Below are 25191 nucleotides of genomic sequence, written 5' to 3' on the forward strand. Positions count from 1 at the left end.
CGTCCGCGCCAGTGGCGTCCCAGCCGGACGCCCCGGCAGTTCAGCTCACCAGGGGCTTCAGGTCCACCGCCGGAGGCGTCCACACGCCGGCCTCCGCGCGTACCTGCTCACCGGAGCGGATGTCCTTGACCTCGTCCCCCTCCGGGCCCGGGAACCACACGTACGGGATGCCGCGCCGCTCGGCGTACCGGATCTGCTTGCCGAACTTCGCCGCGCTCGGCGACACCTCGGTCGGCACGCCCCGTGCCCGCAACGCCTCGGCGACGCGGTTGCTCACGCCCCGCGACTCCTCGTCGGTCACCGCCACCAGCACGCAGGTCGGCACGTCCCGCGACACGGTCAGCGCGCCCGCGCCGAACAGCAGGCCGAGCAGGCGGGTCACCCCGATGGAGATGCCCACGCCGGGGAAGCGGGCCGTTCCGGCGGTGGCGAGGTTGTCATACCGGCCGCCGGAGCAGACCGAGCCGAACCGCTCGTACCCGATCATCTGCGTCTCGTAGACGGTGCCGGTGTAGTAGTCCAGGCCCCGCGCGATGCGCAGGTCGGCCACGCACAGGCCGGGGGCGTGCTCGACGGCGGTGTCCATCACCCGGACCAGTTCCTCAATGCCCTCGTCGAGCAGCGGGTGGTTCACCCCGAGCGCCCGCACCGCGTCGGCGAACGACGCGTCCGGCGCGGAGATCTCGGCGAGGGCCAGAACGGCCTTGGCCTGCGCCTCGCTCGCGCCGGCCGTCTCGGCCAGCAGCTCGGCGACCCTCGCCGGACCGATCTTGTCGAGCTTGTCGACGGCGCGCAGCGCCGCCTCCGGGTCCTCGATCCCGATGCCCCGGTAGAAGCCCTCGCAGATCTTGCGGTTGTTGACCTGGATGCGTACCGGTGGGATCGGCAGCGAACGCAGGGCGTCCCCGATCACCAGCGGCATCTCCGCCTCGTGGTGCGGGGCGAGGGTGTCCCGGTCGACGATGTCGATGTCGGCCTGGAGGAACTCCCGGTACCGACCCTCCTGCGGCCGCTCGCCCCGCCACACCTTTTGGATCTGGTAGCGACGGAACGGGAACTGCAGCTTGCCGGCGTTCTCCAGCACGTAGCGGGCGAACGGCACGGTCAGGTCGAAGTGCAGGCCGAGGGCGTCGTCACCGGCCGGGCCGTCGGTGTCGGCCTGCAGCCGCCGGATCAGGTAGACCTCCTTGGAGGTCTCCCCCTTGCGCAGCAACTGGTCGAGGGGCTCGACCGCGCGGGTCTCCAGCGGCGCGAACCCGTACAGCTCGAAGGTGCCGCGGATCCGGTCCAGCACGTACTGCTCGATCATCCGCTGGGCGGGCGTCCACTCCGGGAAGCCGGAGATGGGCGTGGGCTTGCTCATGATGCTCCGTTCACAGGTACCGCGCGGTCCGCGCGGGAAGAATCGGTGCGGCCGCTACAGGCCGCGGGCGGGGTCCGCCGGTCGCGCGGCGTCGTTCCCGGCCACCTCGATGAGGTACGGGTTGGTCGCGCGCTCACGGCCGATGGTCGTCGCAGGGCCGTGGCCGGGCAGCACGACGGTGTCGTCCGCCAGCGGGAGGATCTTGCTCCGCAGGCTGGTGAGCATCGCCGGCATGTTGCCGCCCGGCAGGTCGGTGCGGCCGATCGAGCCGGCGAAGAGCACGTCGCCGGAGAGGCAGATCTCGTCCGCCTCCCAGCGCGAGCCGGCACCGGGCAACCGGAACAGCACCGACCCGCCGGTATGGCCGGGCGCGTGGTCGACGGTGATCTCCAGCCCGGCGAGGCTCAGCGTGGCGCCGTCGGTCAGCTCGGCGACGTCCTCCGGCTCGGTGTACGGCAGGCGCCCGCCGAAGAGCGCGGTGAGGTCGGCCGACAGCCCCTTCGCCGGGTCGGCGACCAGTTCCCGGTCGCCCGGGTGCACGTACGCGGTGATCCCGCGAGCACCGCAGACCGGCGCGACCGAGAAGGTGTGGTCGAGGTGGCCGTGGGTGAGCAGGACCGCGGCCGGGTGCAGCCGGTGCTCGGCCAGCAGCGCGTCGAGCCGGTCGAGCACGCCGATACCGGGGTCGACCACCACGCACTGCTCCCCGGGCGCGGTGGCGACCACGTAGCAGTTGGTGCCGAAGGCGTCCGCGGGAAAGCCGGCAACGAGCACGTCCGCTCCCCTTCCGTCGAGCTGTCGGGTCCCCGCCCGTGAGCCTAGTCGCCGACGCGAGCCGTTTCGTCGACGCACCGGCTCGGCAACCCGGCCGGGAACAGTGACGATGCCCGATGACCGCAGCCCCGACCTCGTACACCACATTCCCAGCCGCTGGCCGTACACTCTGGCGGGCGTGTGGCGTGGCGCACCTGCCCAGCCGACAGGCGAGCGGCCCGTCCGCCACGGAACCAGGGTAGAGGAAGGGGAGCACGGGTGGCTTCCAGCAGGGACCGGCAGCGCAAACTCGCACGGGCCAAGCTCGACCGGCAGATGGCCCGGCGTGCCGCCCGGGTCCGCCGTCGCCGGCAGATCCAGGCCGGGGTCGGCGTCGCCGTCGTCCTCGCGCTGATCGTGGTCGGCTCGGCCTGGGGCCTGGGCGCCTTCGACCGCGACCCGGCCGAGAACTCCGCCGCCGAGGACGTCTGCCTCTGGACGCCGCAGGACGCCGCCGCGAACACCAACCTCAAGGACGTCGGCACCCCCGCCACCACCGGGCTGCCGACCGAGGGCGTCCGGACGATGACCGTCGTCACGAACCAGGGCGCCCCGGTCACCGCCGAGCTCGACGTCGCCAGCGCCCCGTGCGCGGTGGCGAGCATCTCGCATCTGGCCAGCCGCTCCTTCTACGACAACACCAAGTGCCACGAGATCACGACCGAGGGCGCGGTGCGCTGCGGCGACCCGAGCGGCACCGGGCTGGGCGGCCCGGCGTACTCGTTCTACGACGAGAACGTCCCCACCGCCGCGCCGTCCCCGTCGGCGAGCCCCGCGCCCGGCCAGCCCGCGACGTACCCGAAGGGCACGGTCGCGATGATCGGCAGCGCGCCGGGGGCGAACGGCAGCCAGTTCCTGGTCTTCTTCAAGGACTTCACCACCGCCGACCCGAAGTACTCGATCATCGGGCGGGTCACGTCCGGTCTGGAGACGATCGAGAAGATCGGCAAGCTGCCGACCGTGGACAATGGGAGCGGGGCGAAGGTCAAGCCCAAGGACGACGACGTGGTCGTCCAGAGCCTGACGGTCACCGAGCCGGCGCCGAGCCCGGCGGCGACGCCGACCACCACGGCGTCGGCCACCCCGGCGGCCAGCCCCAGCGCCGGCTGACGCGGCCGACCCACCAACCCGACACAGCGCAGGAGGATCAGGCGTGACGTCCACCAGAGAGCGGCAGCGCGCGGCGGCCCGCGCCCGGCTCGAGAAGGAGATGGCCGAACGGTCGGCCCGGGCCCGCCGGCGTCGGCAGACCCAGGCGATCGTCGGGGCGGGTGCCGCCCTGCTGCTGGTGGTCGCCGGCACCGTCTGGCTGGTGTCCACCGTCGGCGACGACCCGTCGACCGACACGGCCGCGCCGTCGGGCGCCGCCCAGTGCGCGTTCACCCCGATCGAGGCCGACCAGCGGACCCCGCAGATCAAGGACGTCGGCCTGCCGAGCAACCAGCAGTCGAACACCGGCACCCAGACGCTCACGATCGACACCAACCTGGGGCAGATCGCCGCCAAGGTCGACCGGTCGCGGACGCCGTGCACCGCCGGGAGCTTCACCCACCTGGCGGAAAAGAACTTCTTCGACAACACCAAGTGCCACCGACTGGTGACCGAGGGCATCAAGGTGCTCCAGTGCGGTGACCCGAGCGCGACCGGCAAGGGCTGGCGGGAGACCGACGGCACCGGCGGGCCGAGCTACCGGCTCGCCGAGGAGAACCTGCCCACGGACAAGCGGCCCCCGTACCCGGAGGGCGTCATCGCGATGGCGAACTCCGGCCAGCCGGGCAGCACCGGCAGCCAGTTCTTCATCGTGTACGGCGACTCGCCGCTGGACCCGAACTACACGGTGCTCGGCACGATCACCAGCGGCATGGACATCGTGAAGCAGGTGGCGGCGGCGGGCGACGACAAGGCCTTCGCCCAGCAGGCCGGCGGCGGTCACCCGAAGAAGGAGATCGTCATCAACAAGCTCACCATGAGCTGACCTTCGCACCCCCGCGATCTTGCACTTTGTGCCCCGGCAAAGGGGACACTCCACGCATCTCAGGGGCCACAAGTGCAAGATCGGCGAGGGAGCGGGGCGGCGGGACGGAGCCCGCCGCCCAAGTCAGGCGCCGGAGGTGACCCGGTACGCGTCGAAGACGCCGTCGACCTTGCGGACGGCGGCCAGCAGGTGGCCCAGGTGCTTCGGGTCGGCCATCTCGAAGCTGAACCGGCTCACCGCCACCCGGTCCCGGGTGGTGGTGACCGTCGCCGACAGGATGTTGACCCGCTCGTCGGAGAGCACCCGTGTCACGTCGGCCAGCAGCTTGTGCCGGTCGAGCGCCTCGACCTGGATGGCCACCAGGAACGTCGAGGCGCTGGTGAGCTTCCAGCTCACCTCGACGACCCGCTCGCTCTGCGCCCGCAGGTCCTCGGCGTTGGCGCAGTCGTCCCGGTGCACGCTCACCCCGCCGGAACGGGTGACGAAACCGAAGACCGCGTCCGGCGGCACCGGGGTGCAGCAACGGGCCAGCTTGATCCAGACGTCGCTGACGCCCCGGACCACGACGCCCGGGTCGCTGCTGCTCTGCCGGCTGCGCGGCGGCCGGGTGGCGACGGCGGTCTCGGCGATGTCCTCCGCCGCGCCCTCCTCGCCGCCGTACGTGGCCATCAGCCTCTGCACCACCGACTGGGCGGAGACCTGGCTGTCGCCGACCGCGGCGTACAGGGAGGCCACGTCGGCCAGGTGCAGGTCCCGGGCGATCGCCATCAGCGCGTCCGAGGTGAGCATCCGCTGCAGGGGCATGCCCTGCTTGCGCATCGCCTTGACGATCGCGTCCTTGCCGGCCTCGATCGCCTCCTCGCGCCGCTCCTTGTTGAAGTACTGGCGGATCTTCGTCCGCGCCCGCGGGCTCTTGACGAAGCCCAGCCAGTCCTGCGTCGGGCCGGCGGTGTCGGACTTCGACGTGAAGATCTCGATTACGTCGCCGTTGGAGAGCGTCGACTCCAGCGGCACCAGCTTGCCGTTGACCCGGGCGCCGATGCACTTGTGCCCGACCTCGGTGTGCACCGCGTACGCGAAGTCCACCGGCGTCGACCCGGTCGGCAGCGGGATGACGTCACCCTTCGGGGTGAAGACGTACACCTCCTGGCTGGACAGGTCGAAGCGCAGCGCGTCGAGGAACTCGCTCGGGTCGGCCGCCTCCCGCTGCCAGTCGAGCAGTTGGCGCAGCCACGTCATCTCATCGATGTGCGCCGGCGGCCCGACGATCTGCGTACCCTTGTGCTCCTTGTACTTCCAGTGCGCGGCGATGCCGAACTCGGCGGTGCGGTGCATGGCGTACGTGCGGATCTGCATCTCGACCGGCTTGCCGGTCGGCCCGATGACCGTCGTGTGCAACGACTGGTACATGTTGAACTTGGGCATGGCGATGTAGTCCTTGAACCGCCCCGGCACCGGCTGCCAGTTGGCGTGGATCACGCCCAGCGCCGCGTAGCAGTCCCGCACCGTGTCGACCAGGATCCGCACGCCGACCAGGTCGTAGATGTCGTTGAAGTCCCGACCCCGCACGATCATCTTCTGGTAGATCGAGTAGAGGTGCTTCGGCCGGCCCGTGGTCTCCGCCTTGATCTTGGCGGCCTTCAGGTCGGTCGACACCTTCTGGGTGACCTGGCGCAGCAGCGCCTCCCGCTGCGGCTGGTGCTCCCCGATCAGGCGGTTGATCTCCTCGTACCGCTTCGGGAACAGGGTGCCGAAGGCCAGGTCCTCCAGCTCCCACTTGATCGTGTTCATACCGAGGCGGTGGGCCAGCGGGGCGAGGATCTCCAGCGTCTCCTTGGCCTTCTGCTCCTGCTTGGGACGGGGCAGGAAGGTCAGGGTCCGCATGTTGTGCAGCCGGTCGGCGAGCTTGATCACCAGGACGCGCGGGTCCTTCGCCATGGCGACGACCATCTTGCGGATCGTCTCGGCCTTGGCCGCGTCGCCCAGCTTGACCTTGTCGAGCTTCGTGACGCCGTCGACCAGCAGCGCCACCTCGCCGCCGAAGTCGGCGCGCATCTGGTCGAGCGTGTACTCCGTGTCCTCGATGGTGTCGTGCAGCAGCGCCGCCACCAGCGTCGTGCTGTCCATCCCCAGGTTGGCCAGGATCGTCGCCACCGCGAGGGGGTGGGTGATGTACGGGTCACCCGACTTCCGGTACTGGCCGGAGTGCCACCGGGCCGCCGTGTCGAAGGCGCGCTGGAGCAGCCGCGCGTCGGCCTTCGGGTGGTTCTCCCGGTGGGTGGCGATCAGCGGCTCCAGCACCTCGCTGACCTGCGAGGACTGCCAGGGCGCGTTGAACCGGGCCAGCCGCGCCCGGACCCGCCGTCCGGTGGGCGCGTTCGACAGCGCGAACCCGCCGCTCGGGGAGGTGTCGGGCGAGGCACCGCGAATCGGGACGACGACACCCTCGCTCCCGGCGGTCGCGCCGGGGCGGATGGCGTCCGTCGTGCCGGAGGCGTTGCCGGGGCCCGTCACCCGGGCGTCACCGTTCCGGTCGGTCACCGAGCCGTCGCCTGTCGGGTGCACCGTGCCCTCCACCGGAGGGGCGACATCGTGGGACACCGGCCTCCTCACCGCTCGCCGGAAATACGCCGGCCGTGCGGCCGACGTCGTGTACAACCGGCCGCCGGGCCGGTGTTGTTCCCCGCCGGCCCCGGGCCGACGTCCGCCGGACGGTCACCCGTCCGGTCAAGCAAAGGGCAATGCTACCCGCACGCACGGTGCCCCGCCGCTCCGCCGGACGGACCGCGCCGGGTCCGCCCGACGGTTGTGGTGCTCAAACAGTCAACAGGGCATGGACCGGACGCGGGGCCAGCCGCTCCCGGCCACCGAGAAAGCCCAGCTCCAGCAGCACCGTGAAGCCGGCCACCGTGCCGCCCGCCCGCTCGACCAGGTCGAGGGTGGCCTCGGCGGTGCCGCCGGTGGCGAGCACGTCGTCCACCACCAGCACCCGGTGCCCCGCGGTGAAGGCGTCCTGATGGACCTCCAGGGTGGCCTCGCCGTACTCCAGGGCGTAGGAGGCCGAGTAGGCGGGGCGGGGCAGCTTGCCCGCCTTGCGCACCGGCACCACGCCGACCCCGGCCGCGTACGCGATGGCCGCCGCGATCACGAACCCGCGCGCCTCGATCCCGACCACCGCGTCGAACGAGTCCCGCCCGTGGTGACGGATGATCCCGTCGATCACCTCGCGGAACACGTCACCGTCGGCGAAGAGCGGCATCAGGTCCTTGAACATGACGCCCGGCTTCGGGAAGTCGGGCACGTCCAGCACCCGGCTGGCCACCAGCTGGGCGACCTCGTGGCCGCTGTCTCCCCGTACCCGGGTGCTGTGGGTCTCCGTCACGGCAGTTTCCGTTCCCTTCCACGACGACGGCGTCCTCCCTGCTGCTCGCACAGCATGAAGGACGCCGTCGGACCGGTCTGCGCCGGGTCAGCGCCGCTTGCCACCCGGACGGTTGCCACCGCCACCGGCGGGACGCCCGCCCCGGGCGCCGGACGGCCGCTTGCCCGCCGGCCGCGCGCCCACCTTCGGTGCCGCGCCGGCCAGAGCCGCCGCCTCCGGGTCGACCGCCGCGTCGGTGCCCTCCACCGACCGCGGTGCGCCCTTCGGCGTGACTTCACCGCGCTCGATCGCCGCCCGGCGAGCCAGGACGCGCTTGTTGTGCGCCTGGATCCGCGGCTCGAAGTTCTTGAGCAGCACCAGCAGCGGGGTGGCCACCAGGATCGAGGTCAGGAACGCCACCGCCATACCGACGAACAGCACCAGGCCGAGGTCCTTCAGGGTGCCCGCGCCGAGCAGGCCGGCACCGATGAACAGCAGACCACCGACCGGGAGCAGCGCGACCACCGACGTGTTCAGCGACCGCATCAGGCTCTGGTTGATCGCCAGGTTGGCCGCCTCGCCGTACGTCTGGTTGTTGTTCGCGGTGATGCCCCGGGTGTTCTCCTGGACCTTGTCGAAGACCACCACGACGTCGTAGAGCGCGAAGCCGAGGATCGTGAGGAAGCCGATCACGGTCGACGGGGTGACCTCGAAGCCGACCAGCGAGTAGATGCCGGCGGTGAGGATCAGGTTGATGACCAGCGAGGCGACCGCGGAGACCGCCATCCGCCACTCGAAGCGCAGGATCAGGTACACCGTCACCAGCGCCACGAAGATCAGCAGACCGAGCAGCGCGCGCTGGGTGACCTGGCTGCCCCACGCCTCGCTGACCTGCGTGTAGCTGATGTCGCTGGTCGGGATGCCGAACTCGGCGGCCAGCTCCCCGGTGACGGCGGTCGCCTCCTCCGGCGAGAGCTGAGTGGTGCGCATCTCGTAGACGGTGCTGCCGGTGCCGCCCACCTGCTGGGCGGAGACCACCTCGGCACCGCCACCCTCGGTGGCGAGCGCCGCTTCGACCTTCTCCTCGGCCTGCTCCAGCGTGCCGACGCTGGCCGGGACCTGGAACGAGTTGCCGCCGGCGAACTCGATACCGAGGCTGAAGCCCCGCACCGCGAAGCTCAGCACCGCGATGAGGATCAGGGTCGCGGCGACCGTGAACCACAGCTTGCGGCGCCCGACGATGTCGAGACCGGCCTCACCACGGTAGAGGCGGCTCGCGAGACCACCACCAGCCATCTCAGGCCTCCTTCACGCGCGGGTTGCGCGGCTTGGCCGGCTCGGCGGTCCGTGCCGGGAGCGCCCGGCCGAGACCGCTGACCCGTGGGGACAGGAACGCCCGGGTGCGGGCGAACATCGTCATGATCGGGTGCCGGAAGAGGAACACCACCACCAGGTCGAGCACCGTGGCGAGGCCCAGCGCGAAGGCGAAGCCCTTCACGGTGCCGACCGAGACGATGTAGAGCACCACCGCCGACATGAGGGTGATCGCGTTGGCCGAGATGATCGTCCGGCGGGCCCGGATCCACGCCCGCGGCACCGCGCTGCGCGGGCTGCGGCCCTCGCGGATCTCGTCCTTGAGGCGTTCGAAGTAGATGACGAACGAGTCCGCCGCCACACCGAGCGAGACGATCATGCCGGCGATGCCGGCGAGGGTGAGGGTGAAGCCGATCTGCCGGCCGAGCACCACCAGCGCACCGAAGACCAGCAGCGCCGACAGCACCAGGCTCAGGAAGATCACCGAACCCAGCAGCCGGTAGTAGAAGAACGAGTAGATGATGACCAGCAGCATGCCGATGCCGGCGGCGAGCAGGCCGGCCCGCAGGTGGCTGGCGCCCAGGGTGGCGGTGACGTTCTGCGACTCCGCCTCCTCGAAGGTCACCGGCAGCGCGCCGTAGCGCAGCGTGCTGGCCAGGTCGCTCGCGTCCCGCTGGGTGAAGTTGCCGGTGATCTGGGAGTTGCCGGTCAGCACACCCTGGATCTCGGGCGAGGAGACCACGTCGTTGTCCAGCACGACGGCGACCCGGCACTTGCCGCTGTCACCGAGCGCGGTGGCGTCGCAGGCCTGGCCCTCGTTGTTGAAGGACTCGCGGGTCAGGTTGGTCCACTTCTCCTGGCCGGGGCCGGTGAAGTCGAGGCTGACCACCCACTGGTTGGTCTGGTCGAGCACCGCGTTGGCGTCGTCGACGTCGGTGCCGAGCACCTTGGCCTGGTCGAGCAGGTACTTGAGGGCGCCGTCCTCGCAGGCGACGACCTGCTGGTCGGGAGCGGAGATCGACGCCGGCGGGCGGTCGTCGAGCTGCGCGCAGGTGATCTGCGGGACGTTGAACTGCATCTGCGCCGGCAGCACCGCGACCTCGCGGCCGCTGAGCGACGCGAACGGCTTGAGCTTCTCACCCAGCGACGGGTCGGTGGTCAGGTCGGCCGGAGCCTGCAGGCCGCTGGCGGCGGCCCACGCGGCCGCACCGACCTTCCGCTCGACCGCCTTGCGCTGCTCCTCGACGCTCGCCGGGACGGGCTGGGCGCTGCCGCTCGGCGACGGCGCGGCGGCGCTCGGCGTGGCCGACGCGGTGGCCGACGGGGTGGCGCTGGCGCTCGGCGCCGGGGCGCCGCCGCCCTGGCCGCCGCTCGGCGACGGGGTCGCCTTCACGCTGGACGACGGGGTCGGCGTCGCGCTGCCCGAGGGGGCGGGTGAGGCGGTGCCGGACGGGGTGACGGTCGGGCTCGGCGCCGGGGCCGCGGCCGCACCGCTGCCGTCGGCGACCTTGAGCACCTTGCGGAAGCGCAGCTCGGCCGCGCTGCCGACCTCGGTCAGGTCCCGGTTCTCGCCGGGCAGGGAGACCACGATGTTCCGGTCGCCCTCGGTGACCACCTCGGCCTCGGCGACACCGAACGCGTTGACCCGGTTCTCGATGATCTGCCGGGCCTCCTCGAGGTTCTCCGCGGTCGGCGGCTGCCCGTTGACCGTGTTCGTCGCCTCAAGCGTGAGCCGGGTGCCGCCGACGAGGTCCAGGCCGAGCTTGGGCTCGAGCCGGTCCTTCCAGCTGCCGCTGGCACCGCCCGCGAAGAACACCAGAAGGTAGAGGACGACGAAGATGAACCCGAGCACGGCCAGTTGCCGTCCGGGGCGCATCTGTCCCTGAGGTGGTGCCACGGCTGTCCTGTCTCCCTGTGGGTCACGCCGCCGCTGCGGGCGGCGGGTGTCGGCCGGCCCTCCCGGCCGATGAGCTGCCCGAGCCGGTACGCGCGACCGGCACACGGGCCACGGCAGCACGCGCCGGCCCAGGCGTACCGGCGCCGCGCGCCGACCCGGCTATCCACTTGTCACGTCGCGAGCGCCGCCCCGGTGCTCACCGGGGCGGGCGACGGTGTCACTCCTTGACGACGTCCGCGTCGTCGGCGGCCGACTCGGCCGGACGCTCCGCCTTGGTGACCACCCGCGCGATCGCGGGGCGGGCGTAGCGGGTCTGCACGCCGGGGGCGACCTCGAGCAGGACGGTGTCGTCGTCCACGCCGGTGACCGTGCCGTAGAGCCCGCCGATGGTCACGACCTCGTCGCCCGGGCCGAGGGTGGACTGCATCGCCTCCGCTTCGCGGCGCCGCTTCTGCTGCGGACGGATCATCATGAAGTACATGACGCCGAAGAGCAGGGCGATCATGAGGATGGGCGTGAAGCCGCCGGCGCCGCCGGCCGATTGTGCGTAAAGCACGGTGGTAGACCTTCCCATTGGCCTCCGGACCGGCACGGGTGCGCCGGAGCGGAGGCGGATTCTCACGTCCTGTACAGACCGCGGCGAGTCTAATCCCTGCACCTGGGAACGCCGAATGCGGCACAGATCACGTTCACATCACGGCTGATCGGGCTCCACGGAGAACAGATCGGGCACGGGAGGGGCATCCGTGCCAAATGTACCATTCGGTGGCGTACGCCCCAGGTGCCGCCAGGCGGCCTCGGTGGCGACCCGCCCCCGGGGCGTACGGGCGAGCAGGCCGGCGCGCACCAGGAACGGCTCGCAGACCTCCTCCACCGTGTCCGGCTGCTCCCCCACCGCCACCGCGAGGGTGGACAGGCCCACCGGCCCACCACGGAACGAGTCGACCAGCGCGGTGAGCACCGCCCGGTCCAGCCGGTCCAGCCCGAGCGCGTCGACGTCGTACACGGTGAGGGCCGCCCGGGCGGTCTCCACGGTGACCACACCGTCGGCCCGGACCTCGGCGAAGTCCCGGACCCGGCGCAGCAGCCGGTTGGCGATCCGCGGGGTGCCCCGGGACCGGCCGGCGATCTCGGCGGCGCCGTCGTCGGTGATCGGCACGCCGAGGATCCGCGCCGAGCGGTGCAGCAGCGCCTCCAGGTCGGCCGGGGCGTAGAAGTCCAGGTGCGCGACGAAGCCGAACCGGTCCCGCATCGGGCCGGTGAGCAGGCCGGACCGGGTGGTCGCGCCGACCAGCGTGAACGGCTCCACGTCGAGCGGGATGGCGGTCGCGCCGGGGCCCTTGCCGACGACCACGTCGACGCGGAAGTCCTCCATCGCGGAGTAGAGCAGCTCCTCCGCCGGCCGGGCGATCCGGTGGATCTCGTCGATGAACAGCACGTCGCCCTCGGCGAGGCTGGTCAGGATGGCGGCCAGGTCGCCCGAGCGCTCGATCGCCGGGCCGCTGGTCACCCGGATGCCGGTGCCCAGCTCCGCGGCGACGATGTTGGCCAACGTGGTGTTGTGCACGACGAAGTCATTGACAGTGAAGGTGTGATCGCCGTCCACCGTCAGACACCGGCACTCGTGCAGACCGGCCTGCTCCACCGATACCACCCGGTCGGCCGCGAGCCGCTCCTCGAAGCGGTCGCGACGTGGCGCCCACTCCGCGAGTCGCATGCCCCGCTCGCCGATGACTGTGATCCGCTCGACGAACCTGGCCACGTCGTCCTGGCTGGTGATGCTCAGCCGCCACGACTCGTGGGATCTGCCCTGGTAACGACCCCGCTTCAGCTTCAACCGCGACTGGATCCCGAGTCGGAGGAGAAGATGCTGCACGTCGGCGAGCAAGTCACGCGAGACGCTGTAGTACTCGACCATGACGTCGTAACGGTCCCGCCCGCGGCGGCTGACCGAACCGTCGCAGGCGAAGTAGGCACCGAGGAAGGCGCCCACCTGCCAGCTGTCACCACGGTAGACGAACTCGGGTACGCGCTTCTGCCAGGCGTTCTTGTCGAGCAGCCCGTGCTCTTCCAGCCAGGGCCGGAGCCCGGAGATTCTGACTAGGGAGCTTCTGGCGCTATTGGGCCTGGTGTTGTGGGTGTATCCAAGCCGATCACACGTCGACCGGAAGTCGGCGAGAACATCCTCGTCGCCACCCGTGAAGGTCACCTGGTTGGTCGTGCACCCATCACCGACGAGATACCCGGCAAGCTTGTACTCATCGAGCGCCTCGGTGCCGTCCACAACGAGATTCGGACCCAAGACGTTGGCAAGGAAGTCCCGTTCCGTCAGGTCCCCCGCCTTGGCCCAGCCGTCTGGTGTCCAGAAGGGGTGATCCGGTGCGGCGACCACCTCGCGACCGCTCGCAGTTCGGATCCGGACGGACTCGAGTTCCCCCTGTTCGTGTACGGCGGTCACGGTGGCGCCGCCGCCGGTACGGGTGATGACACGGTCTCCCACGACGATGTCACCCAGCCGCCGCCGCATGCCGTCCTCGAGCAGAACCAGGGCATCGACGGACACGGGCTTACCGAGGCCAGGTGGCCCGGACAGCAGGATGTGGTCCGGCGGGCTGCCGCGCCGCATCGCGCCCTGCAACAGCAGGTCGAGCTGGTCGCGGACCCGGTGCTGGGCGATGAACTCCCCCAGCCGCTTCGGCCGGACGCTGGCCTCCGCGTCCCGCTCCGCGTCGCTGACGTACGCCGAGACCAGGTTGTCCCCGCTCACCGGGTGCGGCCCAGCAGTCGGATGGCCTGCTTGAGCAGGACCGGCACCGGCGGGACGTCCCCGTCGAGGGTCTCCGCCACCGCGGCGACCGCCTGGTCGGCCTGACCGGCCGTCCACCCGAGACCGACGAGCGCCTGCCGGACCTGCTCCGGCCAGGCGCCGGTGGTGACGCCGGCCGCGCCGTCGACGCCCACCGGGATTGGGCCGATCCGGTCGCGCAGCTCCAGCACCAGCCGCTCGGCACCCTTCCTGCCGATGCCCGGCACGCGGGTCAGCGCGGCGGTGTCGGCGTTGGCGATGGCCTTGCGGACCGCGTCCGGGGTGTGCACGGCGAGCACGGCCTGGGCGAGCCGCGGGCCGACCCCGCTGGCGGTCTGGAGCAGCTCGAACAGGGCCTTGGCGTCGTCGTCGGCGAAGCCGTAGAGGGTCAGCGAATCCTCGCGGACGACCAGGCTGGTGGCGAGCCGGGCCGGCTGGCCGACCCGCAGCTCGGCGATGGTGCCCGGGGCGCACTGCACCGCCAGGCCCACCCCGCCGACCTCGATCACGGCGTGGTCGGGACCGGTCGCGGTCACCACGCCCCGGACGCTGGCGATCATCGAACTCCTCCTCGTCGTACGCGATCGGCCGCGGCGGCCAGCTTGGAACGGGTGCCACCGCGCCACACGTGACAGATGGCCAGGGCCAGCGCGTCGGCGGCGTCGGCCGGGCGGGGCGGCTCGGGCAGCCGCAGCAGCCGGGTCACCATGGCGGTCATCTGGGCCTTGTCGGCCTGACCGGAACCGGTCACCGCCGCCTTCACCTCGCTCGGCGTGTACGTCTGGACCGGCAGGCCGGCGCGGGCGCCCGCGAGCACCGCGATCCCACTGGCCTGCGCGGTGCCCATCACCGTGCGCACGTTGTGCTGGCTGAAGACGCGCTCGACGGCGACGCTGTCCGGACGGTGCTCGGCGACCAGGTCGGTGAGCGACCGGTCCAGGTGCAGCAGCCGCACCGGCAGTTCGTCGGCCGGGTCGGTGTAGACGACGTAGTAGGCGACCAGCGTGCAGGGCCGCCCGGGCACGCCCTCGACCACGCCGACCCCGCAGCGGGTCAGGCCCGGGTCGATGCCGAGCACGCGCACGCCGCCCCCTCCCCGACCGTCAGCAGTACGTGTGTTCGACACCCTACCGATGCCGCCACCGCACCGCGCCACGGGACACGCCGCGCCCACGCGACAGGCAAGCGTCAGCGGCGGGTCGGGTCGACCTCGATCGTCACCGTCACCGGGTCGCCGTCGTCCTTGCCGGCCCGGATCCGGGCGGGCACCGGGAGCAGCCAGCCGGCCTTCCGGTCCCGCCAGACGCTGGTCGACCAGGTGCGGCCGTCCACGGTGGCGGTGACCGGCACCCGGCCGAACGGTCCCGCCGTGGCGGGTGCGTGCTGCGGCGGCACCGGGGCGAACACCCACCCGCCGGCACCCGACCACCGCACCAGCGTCGCCTCGAACGTCCCGTCGACCCGCTCCACCGCCGCCCCCGTCGCACCAACGCGGCGAGCCTCCCACCACCCCCCGACACCTCGGCCGGACGCGGGTCGATCAAACCGGCCGGCGCGCCGCCGCGCGACAGCGTGGTGGACAGGCCAGCACGCGGGATGTCCCGCCGGGCCACACACAGTCCGGGTCGAGTATGTGTCGCCGGCCCATGTGCGCCCGGCCACACAGCTCGTAGTTTCTTGCGCCATGACGGCAGAACCCGTGGCGGTCCCCCACGTCGTACGCGTCGACCTCGCCGGTCGTACCGCCCTGGTGACCGGGGGCGGCAGTGGCATCGGGCGGGCGTGTGCCCTTCGGCTCGGCGCGGCGGGCGCCAAGGTCCTGGTGGTGGACCGCAACGTCGAGGCGGCGAAGGCGGTCGCCGCCGAGGCCGGCGGGCGCGCCGAGGGGATCGACCTGGCCGACCCGGAGGCGGTGGAGCGGCTCGACGCCGACATCGACGTCGTGGTGAACAACGCCGGCCTCCAGCACGTCGCGCCGGTGCAGGAGTTCTCCGTCGAACGCTTCGAGTACCTGCACCGGGTGATGGTGGAGGCACCGTTCCTGATCATCCGGCGGGCCCTGCCGCACATGTACGCCAAGGGCTGGGGCCGCATCGTCAACATCTCGTCCGTGCACGGGCTGCGCGCCTCGCCGTACAAGGCGGCGTACGTGTCGGCGAAGCACGCCCTGGAGGGCCTGTCGAAGGTGGTCGCGCTGGAGGGTGCGCCGCACGGCGTCACCGCCAACTGCATCAACCCGGCGTACGTGCGCACCGCGCTGGTGGAGAGCCAGATCGCCGACCAAGCGGCCACCCACGGCATCCCGGAGACCGAGGTCGTCGAGCGGATCATGCTGGCCCGCGCGGCGATCAAGCGGCTGATCGAGCCGGAGGAGGTCGCCGAACTGGTCGCGTACCTCTGCTCCCCGCCGGCGGCCTTCATCACCGGCGCGTCGATCGCCCTCGACGGGGGCTGGACGGCCAACTAGTGGCCTCGCGCACAATGTCGCTCATGTCGTCGCCGGTGGAGTTCCTGGAGCTGCTCGCGCGGGAGGCGGCCGCGGTCGAGTTCGAGGGCCCGCTGGTCGCCGCGCGCGCCGCCGGCCTGCCCGCCGACCGGCTGGCGGAGCTGGAGCAGGCCAAGACGGTCGCGTTGCGGGTCCGCGCGCTGCTGGAGCGGCGGCGCCGCCGGGAGACCGAGCTCTCCGGCCTGTACGACACGGCCAGCGACCTGGCGGGGCTGCGCGACCTGGACGACGTGCTGCGGGCGATCGTGCACCGGGCCCGGATCCTGCTCGGCACCGACGTGGCGTACATGACGCTCAACGACGAGGAGCACGGCGACACGTACATGCGGGTCACCGACGGCTCGATCTCGGCGCGTTTCCAGCGACTGCGGCTGCCGATGGGAGCCGGCCTGGGCGGGCTGGTGGCCCAGAGCGGCACCCCGTACGCCACCGCGAACTACCCGGAGGACGAGCGGTTCCACCACACCGGGGAGATCGACGCCGGGGTGGGCGAGGAGGGCCTGGTGGCGATCCTCGGGGTGCCGCTGCGGCTCGGGTCGACCTCGATCGGCGTGCTCTACGCGGCCAACCGCTCGGCCCGGCCGTTCGCCCGGGAGGAGGTCGCGCTCCTGGTCTCCCTCGCCGCGCACGCCGCGGTGGCGATCGACACGGCCCGGCTGCTCGCCGAGACCCGCTCGGCGCTGGAGGAGCTGTCCGCGGCCAACACCACCATCCGGGCGCACAGCACCTCGGTGGAGCGGGCCGCGGCGGCGCACGACCGGATGACCGCCCTCGTGCTGCGCGGCGGCGGGGTGGAGGACGTGGCCGCCGCCGTCACGGAGGTGCTCGGCGGCGCCCTGCTGGCGCTGGACGCCGAGGGCCGGCTGCTGGCCCGGGTGGGCGAGATAGAGGAGCCGGACCGGGCGGACATGGTGGAGGCGGTGGCGGCGTCGCGTACGGAGGGGCGCAGCGTCCGGCGGGGTCCCCTCTGGTACGCGGCGGTGGTCGCCGGCGCGGAGAACCTGGGCGCGCTGGTGCTGCGCCCGGACGGGGAGCTCGTCGACGCCGACCAGCGGATCCTGGAGCGGGCGTCCCTGGTGACCGCGCTGCTGCTGCTGTTCCGGCGGACGGTCGCCGAGGCGGAGGGGCGGGTGCGGGGTGAGCTGCTCGACGACCTGATCGCCCGCCCGCTGCGGGACACCGACGCGTTGCGCAGCCGGGCCCGCCGGCTCGGCGTGGACCTGGACGCCCCGCACGTGCTCGTCTGCGTCGGCGACGACGCGATCGCCGCGACCGGCTCGGCCCGGCAGCGGGTGCTGTCCTGGGCCACCACGTACGCCTCGACCCGGGGTGGGCTGGCGGCGGCGCGGGACGGCCGGGTGGTGCTGATGCTGCCCGGCAAGGACGCGGGCGGCGCCGCCCGTGCGGTGGCGCGCGACCTGTCCCGGGTGACCGGGCGGCCGGTGACCGCCGGGGCGAGCGGCCCGTCCACCGGCCCGGCCTCGCTGGCCGGCGCCTTCCGCGAGGCCGACCGCTGCCTGACCGCGTTGGGGGCGCTGGGCCGGGCCGGGCAGGGCGCCAGCACCGACGAGCTGGGCTTCGTCGGGCTGCTGCTGGGCGCGGTGGGCGACGGCGGTGACAAGGACGTTGCCCGGTTCCTGGACGCCACCGTCGGGGCGGTGGTCGACTACGACGCCCGCCGGGGCACCGCGCTGGTGAAGACGCTGGAGGCGTACTTCGGGGTGGGCGGCAGCCTGGCCCGCGCGGCGGAGCAGCTGCACGTGCACGTCAACACGGTCACGCAGCGCCTGGAGCGGGTGGGGCAGCTGCTCGGGGCGGACTGGCAGCGGCCCGAGCGGGCCCTGGAGGTGCAGCTCGCGCTGCGTCTGCACCGCCTGCGCCACCCGGCGGGCTGACCCCCGGCGGCCGCACCGTCAGCGGGGGCGGATGCCCTCCAGGACACCGTCGACGATCTTCTCGGGCAGGGTCGCCTCGTCGAGGTCCGGGTGCCAGCGCAACATCCGCTGGACCAGCATCGGCCCGGTGAGCATCGCCAGGGTGACCTCGATGTCGAGGTCGGCGCGCAGCTCGCCGGCGCGGACCCCGCGCCGCAGCACCTCGCGCATCAGCTCCCGGCGGGGCTCGATGATGTTCTGGTAGAGCTCGTACTGCTCCGGGCTCCGGTTCACCGCGGGCACCAGGCAGGGCATGATGCGCGCGGCTCGGGGGTCGATGTTGTGGCCGACCGCGCCGAGCAGCAGCATCAGGTCGTCGCGGACCGAACGGCCGGAAAGCTCGGGCTGACCACCCTTGAGCGTCCGCAGCGCGTCGCGCAGCAGCGCGTCCTTGCCCGGCCAGCGGCGATAGATCGTCGCCTTGCCGACCCCGGCCCGGGCCGCGATGGCCTCGACGGAGATCGCCTCGATCGTGTTGCCCTCGGCGAGCAGGTCCAGCGTGGCGTCGATGATCGCCTCGTCCGCGCGGACGCTCCGCGGTCGCCCGGGCGACCGCGGAGCGTCGGCGGTGGGAGTCATGGCGGACATTCTCCCCGAACCTAGGCCGCCCCGGCCAACTCGGGTTCGCCGGCCGGCAGCACCGCGGGCGTCTCCGTGCGGCCGGGCATCCAGCGCAGCACCACCAGGATGCCGACCGCGGCGACCACCGCGGCGAGCGCCGCCGCCCAGTGCATGGCCGAGACGAAGGCGTCGTTGGCCACCGCGATCAGCTGCGGCGCCGCCGGCCCGAGCTGGCCGGCCGCGGCGTACGCCCCGGAGATCGACTCACCGGCCGCGTCCCGCGCGCCGCTCGGAAGGTCCCCGAGGGTGGTGGCGACGTCGGCCCGGTAGGCCGCGGAGAGGACCGAACCGAGCACCGCCACGCCGAGCGCGCCCGCCACCTGACGGACGGTGTTGCTCACGGCGGAGCCGACTCCGGCCTTCTCCCGAGGCAGCGCCGACATGATCGACTCGGTGGCCGGCGGCATGATGTTCGCCATTCCGGTGCCCTGGAGGAAGAAGAAGACCAGCACCACCCAGATCGGGGTGGTCTCGTCGACGAACGCGAAGGCGCCCAGCGCCAGCACGGTCAGCGCCAGGCCCACCGCCGAGACGGCCTTGCCGCCGTAGCGGTGGACCATCGCCGCGCTGCGCGGCGCGAAGAACAGCTGGGCCGCCGCGAAGGGCAGGAAGAGCAGGCCGGTCTCCAGCGGGCTGTAGCCGCGGACCAGTTGCAGGTAGAAGGAGCTGAAGAACATGACGCCCATCGCGGCGAAGAAGACCAGCCCGACCACCGCGACCGGCGCGGCGAAGCGCGGCACGCGGAACAGGCGGACGTCCAGCGAGGGGTGGTCGCTGCGCCGCTCGTACGCGACGAACCAGGCCAGCACCACCAGGCCGGCGATGATGGCGGCCCAGACCAGCGGGCGGTCGAACCCGTGCTCACCGCCGTCGATGATGCCGTAGGTCAGGGCGACCAGACCGACCACCGAGAGCAGCACGCCGAGCACGTCGACGCGCCCCGGTCTCGGGTCCCGGGACTCGGGCACCAGCAGCGCCACCAGGACCACGCCGAGCGCCACCACGGGCACGTTGATCAGGAAGACCGAGCCCCACCAGTAGTGCTCGAGCAGCGCGCCGCCGAGGACCGGCCCGATCGCCACCGCCAGGCCGACCGCCCCGGCCCACACGCCGATGGCCCGGCCCCGCTCCCGGGGGTCGAACACGTTGGAGATGATCGAGAGGGTCACCGGCATGATGGCCGCGCCGCCGACCCCCATCAGGGCGCGGGCCGCGATCAGCTGGGCCGGGCTCTGCGCGTACGCCGACAGCAGCGACGCGAGCCCGAAGAGGACCAGCCCGATCAGCAGGAAGCGCCGCCGCCCGGCGCGGTCGCCGAGCACGCCGAAGGTGAAGAGCAGCCCGGCGAAGACGAGCGTGTAGGAGTTGATCGACCACTCCAGCTCGCCCTGGGTGGCGCCGAGCCCGTGCACCGGGTCGGCGAGCGTACGCAGGGCGACGTTCAGGATGGTGTTGTCGAGGACGACCACGAGCAGGCTGATCACCAGCACGCCGAGGATCGCCCACCTCCTCGGGTGTCCGGTGTTCTCGTGTGGTGGCATCTGCGGCTCCCCCGGTTCCCGTTTTCGATACGGGTCAGACTCGTAACTGGGCTCAGCCTAGGCGCCGGATTAACGATACGGAACCGGTCCGTTTCGATTGTGGCGACGGTCACGACCGCGCGCTCGTCGCGAGACAGGCGGCCACGGCGTCGGGGGTCGGTGACGAGCGCGGCGACGCGATTGCCGTCCAGGTCCTCGGCGGCCAGCGCGAGGCGCTTGCGCGCACGGCGTCGGCCGGCATCGGAGCGATCAGCACCTGACGTACCCCCGGGTAGACGGTTCCTACCCGGGGGTACGTCGGGAGGGCGCGGTCCGGATGCGCCCTACGCGGGATTCACCTGCGGCGGGATGCCCACCAGCGCAGGGCCAGCGCGGAGGCCGTCCCCCAGATGCCGCGCCGGAACAGCAGCACGACGAGGACGAAGATGCCGCCGGTCACCAGCCCGATCGCCTCGAAGCCGGAGAACGACAGCCAGTCCTCCAGGCGGACCACGATCGCCGCGCCGAGCACGCCGCCCCACAGCGTGCCGATGCCGCCGAGCACCACGACGATCACCGCCTTGCCGGAGGTGGTCCAGTGCAGGACCTCCAGCGAGACGAAGCGGTGGCCGACGGCGAACAGTCCGCCGCCGAGGCCGGCGATGAAGCCGGAGAGCACCAACACGGTCAGCTTGTAGCGGTGCACCGGGTAGCCGAGCGCGCGGGCGCGGGCCGGGTTGTCCCGGATGCCGACCAGCACCCGGCCGAACGGCGAGTGGACGATCCGCCAGGCGCCGGCCAGGCCGAGCAGCACGATCGGCAGGATCGCGTAGTAGAAGTAGTAGTCGTCGCTGAGGTCCAGCCCGAACAGTTCGCGCGGCACGCCCTGGAGGCCGTTCTCGCCCTGGGTCACCGAGCGCCACTCGTTGGCGACGTAGTAGACCATCTGCGCGAACGCCAGGGTGACCATGGCGAAGTAGATGCCGGTGCGCTTGACCGCCAGGTACCCGATCGGCACGGCGAGGACCGCCGCGGCGAGCGCCCCGGCGAGCACGGCCGCCGGGAACGGCAGGCCGGCGTGGATCGCCACCAGGCCGGTCACGTACGCCGACGCTCCCCAGAACGCGGCGTGCCCGAAAGACATCAGCCCGGTGAAGCCGAGCAGCAGGTCCACCGCGACGGCGAAGAGCGCCCAGCAGAGGATGTCCACCGCGACCGCCGGGTAGAGACCGTTGGGCAGCCAGAGCGCCACCAGCAGGGCCACCGCGAGCAGCGCGTACCGGATCCAGCCGGGGGCGCGGGCGACGGTGACCAGCCCGGACGGTACGGCCGGACGGGAGGCGTCCGCCTTGGTGTCCACGGTGCTCGTCATGCCGGTGCCTCCTCACGGCCGAACAGCCCGGCCGGGCGCCAGAGCAGCACGACGGCCATCACGATGAAGACGATCGTCTGGGACACGATGGGGAACGCGGACAGGTACGCCTCGCCCCACGCCTGCACCAGGCCGATGCCGAAGCCGGCGGCGACCGAGCCGAAGATCGAGCCCAGCCCGCCGATCACCACCACGGCGAAGACCACGATGATGAGGTCGGCGCCCATCAGCGGGTTGACCGCCCGCATCGGCGCGGCCAGCACGCCGGCCAGTCCCGCGAGCCCGATGCCGAAGCCGAACACCGGGGTGACCCAGCGTCCGACGTTGATGCCGAACGCGCGGGTCAGCTCCGGCCGCTCGGTGGACGCGCGGACCACCATGCCGACCCGGGTGCGGGTCAGCGCCCACCACACGCCGACGCAGACCGCCACGGCGAAGCCGAGGATGAACACCCGGTACGTCGGGAAGTCGAAGAGCCCGAAGTCCACCGACCCGCTCAGCGCGGACGGGGTCTCGTACGGGCTGGACTGCACGCCGTACCGGAGCTTCACCAGGTCCTGGAGGATCAGCGTGAGGCCGAAGGTGAGCAGGAAGTTGTAGAGCGGGTCGAGCCGGGTGAGCCGGTGGATGAAGGCCCGTTCGAGGGCCATGCCGAGCAGCGCGAGCCCCAGCGGCATGATCACCAGTGCCGCCCAGAACGGCACCCCCGCCTCGGTCAGCAGCACGTACGCGCCGAACGCCCCGAGCATGTAGAACGCGCCGTGGGCGAAGTTGACCACCCGGAGCATGCCGAAGATGACCGCGAGCCCGAGGGCGAGCAGGGCGTAGAACGCCCCGCTCACCAACCCGTTGAACGTGTTCTGGAGAAAACCGGTCACAGCTTGCAGTCCGGGGACGGGGTGCGGAACGCCTCCGCGGCCGGGATGGTCTTGAGGATCTTCACGTAGTCCCACGGCTCGGTGACCTCGGACTGCGGCTTCACCTGGGCCAGGTACGCGTCGTGGATCACCCGGTGGTCCTCGGCGCGGATCTTGCCGTTACGCAGGAAGACGTCGTTGACCTCCTTGCCCTCCAGTTCCTTGACCACCGTGTCGGCGTCGTCGGTGCCGGCGGCCTGCACGGCCTCCAGGTACTGCATCGCCGCGGAGTAGTTGGCCGCGTGCGCGAACGACGGCCGGGTGCCGGTCTCCTTCTGGAACCGGTCGGCGAACTCGCGGTTCTGCTGGTCGAAATTCCAGTACCAGGCGTCGGTGTACGTGGTGCCGGCCAGCGCCGCCGGGGTGAGCGAGTGGATGTCGGTGATGAACATCAGCCCGACGGCCAGCCCGACGCCCTTGTCCCGGAGCTTGAACTCGTTGTACTGCTTGACCACGTTGACCAGCTCCGCGCCGGCCTGCATGGTGCCGAGCACGTCCGGCTTCGGGTTCAGCGTCGGCGCCTTGAGCAGGAACGTGGAGAAGTCCCCGCTGGTGTTCGGGAACGGCGCGCCGTCCTTGCCGACGACCTTGCCGCCGGCGGCGGTGATCGCGGTGGAGAAGCTCTTCTCCATGTCCTGGCCGAAGGCGTAGTTCGGGTAGAGGATGTACCAGTTCTTGCCGACCTGCTCGGTCGTGGTCTTCCCGGTGCCGTTGGCCAGCATGTAGGTGTCGTACGCGTAGTGGAACGTGTACTTGTTGCAGCTCTTGCCGGTCAGGTCGGTGGTCGCCGCGCCGATGTTGAAGTAGAGCTTCTTCTTCGCCTTCGCCACGTCGGCCACCCGCAGCGCCGCCGACGAGGTGGGCACGTCGAGGATGATGTCGGCGCCCTGGCGGTCGTACATCTCCTGGGCCTTGCTGTTGGCCACGTCCGGCTTGTTCTGGTGGTCGGCGGTCTCCACGGTGATGTCCTTCGCGACCGCCTTGTCGCCGTGCTTGGCCTTGAAGTCGGCGATGGCCATCTCCACGGCCTTGACCGAGTTCTTGCCGGACAGCTCCGAGTACGCGCCGGACTGGTCGTTGAGCACGCCCAGCACGATCTTGCCTCCGGTCAGCTTCTCGTCGCCGCCCGACTGGGGACCACCGCCGCCGCAGCCGGCGACCACCATCATCGCGGCCGCCGACGCGGCGGCCACACCCACCGTCCTACGCATGCTCATCCCTTTCGTCCGCGCGGCGCGCGGGGTCGGTCGTCGGAAGAGAAATCAGATGCCGAGGTACGACAGCAGTTCGCGTTCCCGCGACCGCACCTCGGAGTTGTCCATCGCCTCCGCGATGCGCCCCTCGGCCAGCAGGTAGTGCCGGTCGGCGACGCCGGTGGCGAAGTGCAGGTTCTGCTCGACCAGCAGCACGGTCACGCCGTGCTTCTTGGCCTCGCGCAGGAGGTCGCCGACCTGCTGCACGAGCAGCGGCGAGAGCCCCTCGGTCGGTTCGTCGCAGAGCAGCAGCCGGGCGCCCATCCGCAGCACCCGGGCCAGCGCCAGCATCTGCTGCTCGCCGCCGGAGAGCATGGTGGCGGCCGAGTCGCGCCGCTCGTACAGGGCGGGGAACGCCTCGTACACCCGCTCCAGCGACCACGGGTCCGGCCCCACCGTCGGCGGCAGGGTCAGGTTCTCCGTCACCGTCAGCGTGGCGTAGCTGCCCCGGTCGTCCGGCACCCAGCCGAGCCCGAGCCGCGCCCGCTTGTACGCCGGCAGCTTCCCGACGTCCTTCCCGTCCAGCTCGACGGTCCCCCGTTGACCGCCGTGCAGGCCCATGACGCAGCGCAGCAAGGTGGACTTGCCGGCGCCGTTGCGGCCGACGAGCGTCACCACCTCGCCGGCCTTCACCTCCAGGCCGACCTCCCGCAACACCTGCGCCTCGCCGTACCAGGCGGACAGGTTCTCAATGCGCAGCATCAGCGGCTCCCAGGTAGGCGGTGATCACGCGCTCGTCGGCGCGGACCTGCTCGTACGGCCCCTCGACCAGGACCTTCCCGGCCTGCAGGACGGTCACGGTGTCGGCCAGCCGCCCGACGACGCTCATGTTGTGTTCCACCATGACCACGGTCCGGCCCTGCCGGACCCGGCCGATCAGGTCGACGGTGCGGTCGACGTCCTCCAGGCCCATGCCGGCGGTCGGCTCGTCCAGCAGCAGCACCTTCGGGTCGAGGGCGAGGGCGATCGCGAGCTCCAGAGCCCGCTTGCGCCCGTACGCCAGCGCCTCGGCGGGCGCCTCGGCCAGGTCGGCGAGCCCGACCATGTCCAGCAGTTCGGCGGCCCGGTCGGTGTAGCGGCGCATGAGCTTCGCCGACCGCCAGAACCGCCAGCCCAGCCCGCTCGGGCTCTGCAACGCCAACTCGACGTGCTCGCGGGCGGACAGCTGCGGGAAGAGGCTGGTGATCTGGAACGAGCGCGCCACGCCGAGGCGGGCGACCTGCTCCGGCGCCAGCCCGGTGATGTCCCGGCCGTCCAGCTCGATCCGCCCGCCGCTGGGCGGGAGGAACCCGGTGAGCAGGTTGAACAGGGTCGTCTTGCCCGCGCCGTTCGGGCCGACCAGCGCGTGCACGCTGTCCGGCGCGACGTCGAGGTCGACACCGTCGACCGCCCGGAAACCCCGGAAGTCGCGGGTCAGCCCGCGAGCCGACAGGAGCGCTTGCCCGGCCATCGCCACATCCTCCGCAGTTCTGGCGCGACGTCCGGTTCGGTGACCGTGGTCACAGGGCCGTCGCGTGCAGGAAACCTACGGCCGGGCCG

General features: G+C 71.9%; 22 protein-coding genes and 2 pseudogenes. 4 read left to right on the forward strand and 20 right to left on the reverse strand.

Going from position 1 to position 25191, the window contains the following annotated elements; genetic code table 11:
- Positions 1 to 40 precede the first annotated feature (40 nt).
- Positions 41 to 1363: a histidine--tRNA ligase gene (gene hisS / locus HCJ94_RS18170; RefSeq protein WP_168002217.1), complete on the reverse strand. Its 1323-nt coding sequence runs from the start codon at positions 1361 to 1363 to the stop codon at positions 41 to 43.
- A gap of 54 nt (positions 1364 to 1417) precedes the next feature.
- Entirely contained in the window at positions 1418 to 2137 is a 720-nt protein-coding gene (locus HCJ94_RS18175; protein ID WP_168002218.1) for an MBL fold metallo-hydrolase, read from the reverse strand.
- A gap of 258 nt (positions 2138 to 2395) precedes the next feature.
- Between HCJ94_RS18175 and HCJ94_RS18180 the strand changes: the two genes are divergently transcribed.
- A complete protein-coding gene (locus tag HCJ94_RS18180) occupies positions 2396 to 3286 on the forward strand; it encodes a peptidylprolyl isomerase (RefSeq protein WP_168002219.1) in 891 nt (296 codons plus the stop codon).
- Between the two features lie 100 nt (positions 3287 to 3386).
- The gene (locus tag HCJ94_RS18185) at positions 3387 to 4151 is read left to right on the forward strand and encodes a peptidylprolyl isomerase (RefSeq protein WP_168002292.1); all 765 of its coding nucleotides are present in this window, start codon (positions 3387 to 3389) and stop codon (positions 4149 to 4151) included.
- Between the two features lie 123 nt (positions 4152 to 4274).
- Here the strand turns inward: HCJ94_RS18185 and HCJ94_RS18190 are convergent, their stop codons facing one another.
- The 11 genes and pseudogenes from HCJ94_RS18190 to HCJ94_RS31215 form a co-directional block, all read right to left on the reverse strand.
- The gene (locus tag HCJ94_RS18190) at positions 4275 to 6728 is read right to left on the reverse strand and encodes a RelA/SpoT family protein (protein ID WP_309227335.1); all 2454 of its coding nucleotides are present in this window, start codon (positions 6726 to 6728) and stop codon (positions 4275 to 4277) included.
- A gap of 238 nt (positions 6729 to 6966) precedes the next feature.
- Positions 6967 to 7533: an adenine phosphoribosyltransferase gene (locus tag HCJ94_RS18195; RefSeq protein ID WP_168002221.1), complete on the reverse strand. Its 567-nt coding sequence runs from the start codon at positions 7531 to 7533 to the stop codon at positions 6967 to 6969.
- A gap of 87 nt (positions 7534 to 7620) precedes the next feature.
- Positions 7621 to 8808, reverse strand: coding sequence for a protein translocase subunit SecF (gene secF, locus HCJ94_RS18200; protein WP_168002222.1), 1188 nt, complete (start codon positions 8806 to 8808; stop codon positions 7621 to 7623).
- A 1-nt stretch (position 8809) separates the two neighbouring features.
- Positions 8810 to 10723 (reverse strand): protein translocase subunit SecD, encoded by a 1914-nt coding sequence (gene secD, locus HCJ94_RS18205; RefSeq protein ID WP_168002223.1) that lies wholly within the window; start codon positions 10721 to 10723, stop codon positions 8810 to 8812.
- 217 nt (positions 10724 to 10940) lie between these two features.
- Positions 10941 to 11279: a preprotein translocase subunit YajC gene (gene yajC, locus HCJ94_RS18210; RefSeq protein WP_168002224.1), complete on the reverse strand. Its 339-nt coding sequence runs from the start codon at positions 11277 to 11279 to the stop codon at positions 10941 to 10943.
- A gap of 138 nt (positions 11280 to 11417) precedes the next feature.
- Positions 11418 to 12440 (reverse strand): Holliday junction branch migration DNA helicase RuvB, encoded by a 1023-nt coding sequence (ruvB, locus tag HCJ94_RS30315; protein ID WP_240944323.1) that lies wholly within the window; start codon positions 12438 to 12440, stop codon positions 11418 to 11420.
- A gap of 33 nt (positions 12441 to 12473) precedes the next feature.
- Positions 12474 to 13250, reverse strand: a pseudogene (locus HCJ94_RS30320) (LAGLIDADG family homing endonuclease); the annotation flags it as partial.
- Positions 13251 to 13279: 29 nt separating this feature from the next.
- Positions 13280 to 13490, reverse strand: a pseudogene (locus HCJ94_RS18220) (Holliday junction branch migration DNA helicase RuvB); the annotation flags it as partial.
- Positions 13487 to 14089, reverse strand: coding sequence for a Holliday junction branch migration protein RuvA (ruvA, locus tag HCJ94_RS18225; protein WP_168002225.1), 603 nt, complete (start codon positions 14087 to 14089; stop codon positions 13487 to 13489). The pseudogene HCJ94_RS18220 and the gene ruvA, both read right to left, overlap by 4 nt.
- Positions 14086 to 14613: a crossover junction endodeoxyribonuclease RuvC gene (gene ruvC, locus HCJ94_RS18230; protein WP_168002226.1), complete on the reverse strand. Its 528-nt coding sequence runs from the start codon at positions 14611 to 14613 to the stop codon at positions 14086 to 14088. Before ruvC ends, ruvA begins: the two co-directional genes overlap by 4 nt.
- A 104-nt stretch (positions 14614 to 14717) precedes the next feature.
- The gene (locus HCJ94_RS31215) at positions 14718 to 14999 is read right to left on the reverse strand and encodes a DUF1905 domain-containing protein (protein WP_168002227.1); all 282 of its coding nucleotides are present in this window, start codon (positions 14997 to 14999) and stop codon (positions 14718 to 14720) included.
- A gap of 214 nt (positions 15000 to 15213) precedes the next feature.
- On the opposite strand from HCJ94_RS31215, the gene HCJ94_RS18240 reads away from it, so the two are divergent.
- A complete protein-coding gene (locus HCJ94_RS18240; protein ID WP_168002228.1) occupies positions 15214 to 15996 on the forward strand; it encodes a 3-hydroxybutyrate dehydrogenase in 783 nt (260 codons plus the stop codon).
- A gap of 14 nt (positions 15997 to 16010) precedes the next feature.
- Entirely contained in the window at positions 16011 to 17930 is a 1920-nt protein-coding gene (locus HCJ94_RS18245; protein ID WP_168002229.1) for a helix-turn-helix domain-containing protein, read from the forward strand.
- An 18-nt stretch (positions 17931 to 17948) separates the two neighbouring features.
- Here the strand turns inward: HCJ94_RS18245 and HCJ94_RS18250 are convergent, their stop codons facing one another.
- The 7 genes from HCJ94_RS18250 to HCJ94_RS18280 form a co-directional block, all read right to left on the reverse strand.
- On the reverse strand, positions 17949 to 18557 hold the full coding sequence (locus tag HCJ94_RS18250) for a TetR/AcrR family transcriptional regulator (protein WP_168002230.1): 609 nt from the start codon (positions 18555 to 18557) through the stop codon (positions 17949 to 17951).
- Between the two features lie 11 nt (positions 18558 to 18568).
- A complete protein-coding gene (locus HCJ94_RS18255; protein ID WP_168002231.1) occupies positions 18569 to 20131 on the reverse strand; it encodes an MFS transporter in 1563 nt (520 codons plus the stop codon).
- 334 nt (positions 20132 to 20465) lie between these two features.
- Positions 20466 to 21482 carry a branched-chain amino acid ABC transporter permease gene (locus tag HCJ94_RS18260; protein ID WP_168002232.1) on the reverse strand — a complete coding sequence of 339 codons (1017 nt, stop codon included), beginning with the start codon at positions 21480 to 21482 and terminating at the stop codon, positions 20466 to 20468.
- The gene (locus tag HCJ94_RS18265; protein WP_168002233.1) at positions 21479 to 22360 is read right to left on the reverse strand and encodes a branched-chain amino acid ABC transporter permease; all 882 of its coding nucleotides are present in this window, start codon (positions 22358 to 22360) and stop codon (positions 21479 to 21481) included. Before HCJ94_RS18265 ends, HCJ94_RS18260 begins: the two co-directional genes overlap by 4 nt.
- Entirely contained in the window at positions 22357 to 23616 is a 1260-nt protein-coding gene (locus HCJ94_RS18270; protein ID WP_155332791.1) for an ABC transporter substrate-binding protein, read from the reverse strand. Before HCJ94_RS18270 ends, HCJ94_RS18265 begins: the two co-directional genes overlap by 4 nt.
- A gap of 45 nt (positions 23617 to 23661) precedes the next feature.
- Positions 23662 to 24354 (reverse strand): ABC transporter ATP-binding protein, encoded by a 693-nt coding sequence (locus HCJ94_RS18275; protein ID WP_168002234.1) that lies wholly within the window; start codon positions 24352 to 24354, stop codon positions 23662 to 23664.
- Positions 24341 to 25102: an ABC transporter ATP-binding protein gene (locus tag HCJ94_RS18280; RefSeq protein WP_168002235.1), complete on the reverse strand. Its 762-nt coding sequence runs from the start codon at positions 25100 to 25102 to the stop codon at positions 24341 to 24343. The genes HCJ94_RS18275 and HCJ94_RS18280 overlap by 14 nt, the downstream gene beginning before the upstream one ends.
- Positions 25103 to 25191 lie beyond the last annotated feature (89 nt).

This window comes from Micromonospora thermarum (assembly GCF_012034245.1).
In the GTDB taxonomy this organism is placed as follows: Bacteria; Actinomycetota; Actinomycetes; order Mycobacteriales; family Micromonosporaceae; genus Micromonospora; species Micromonospora thermarum.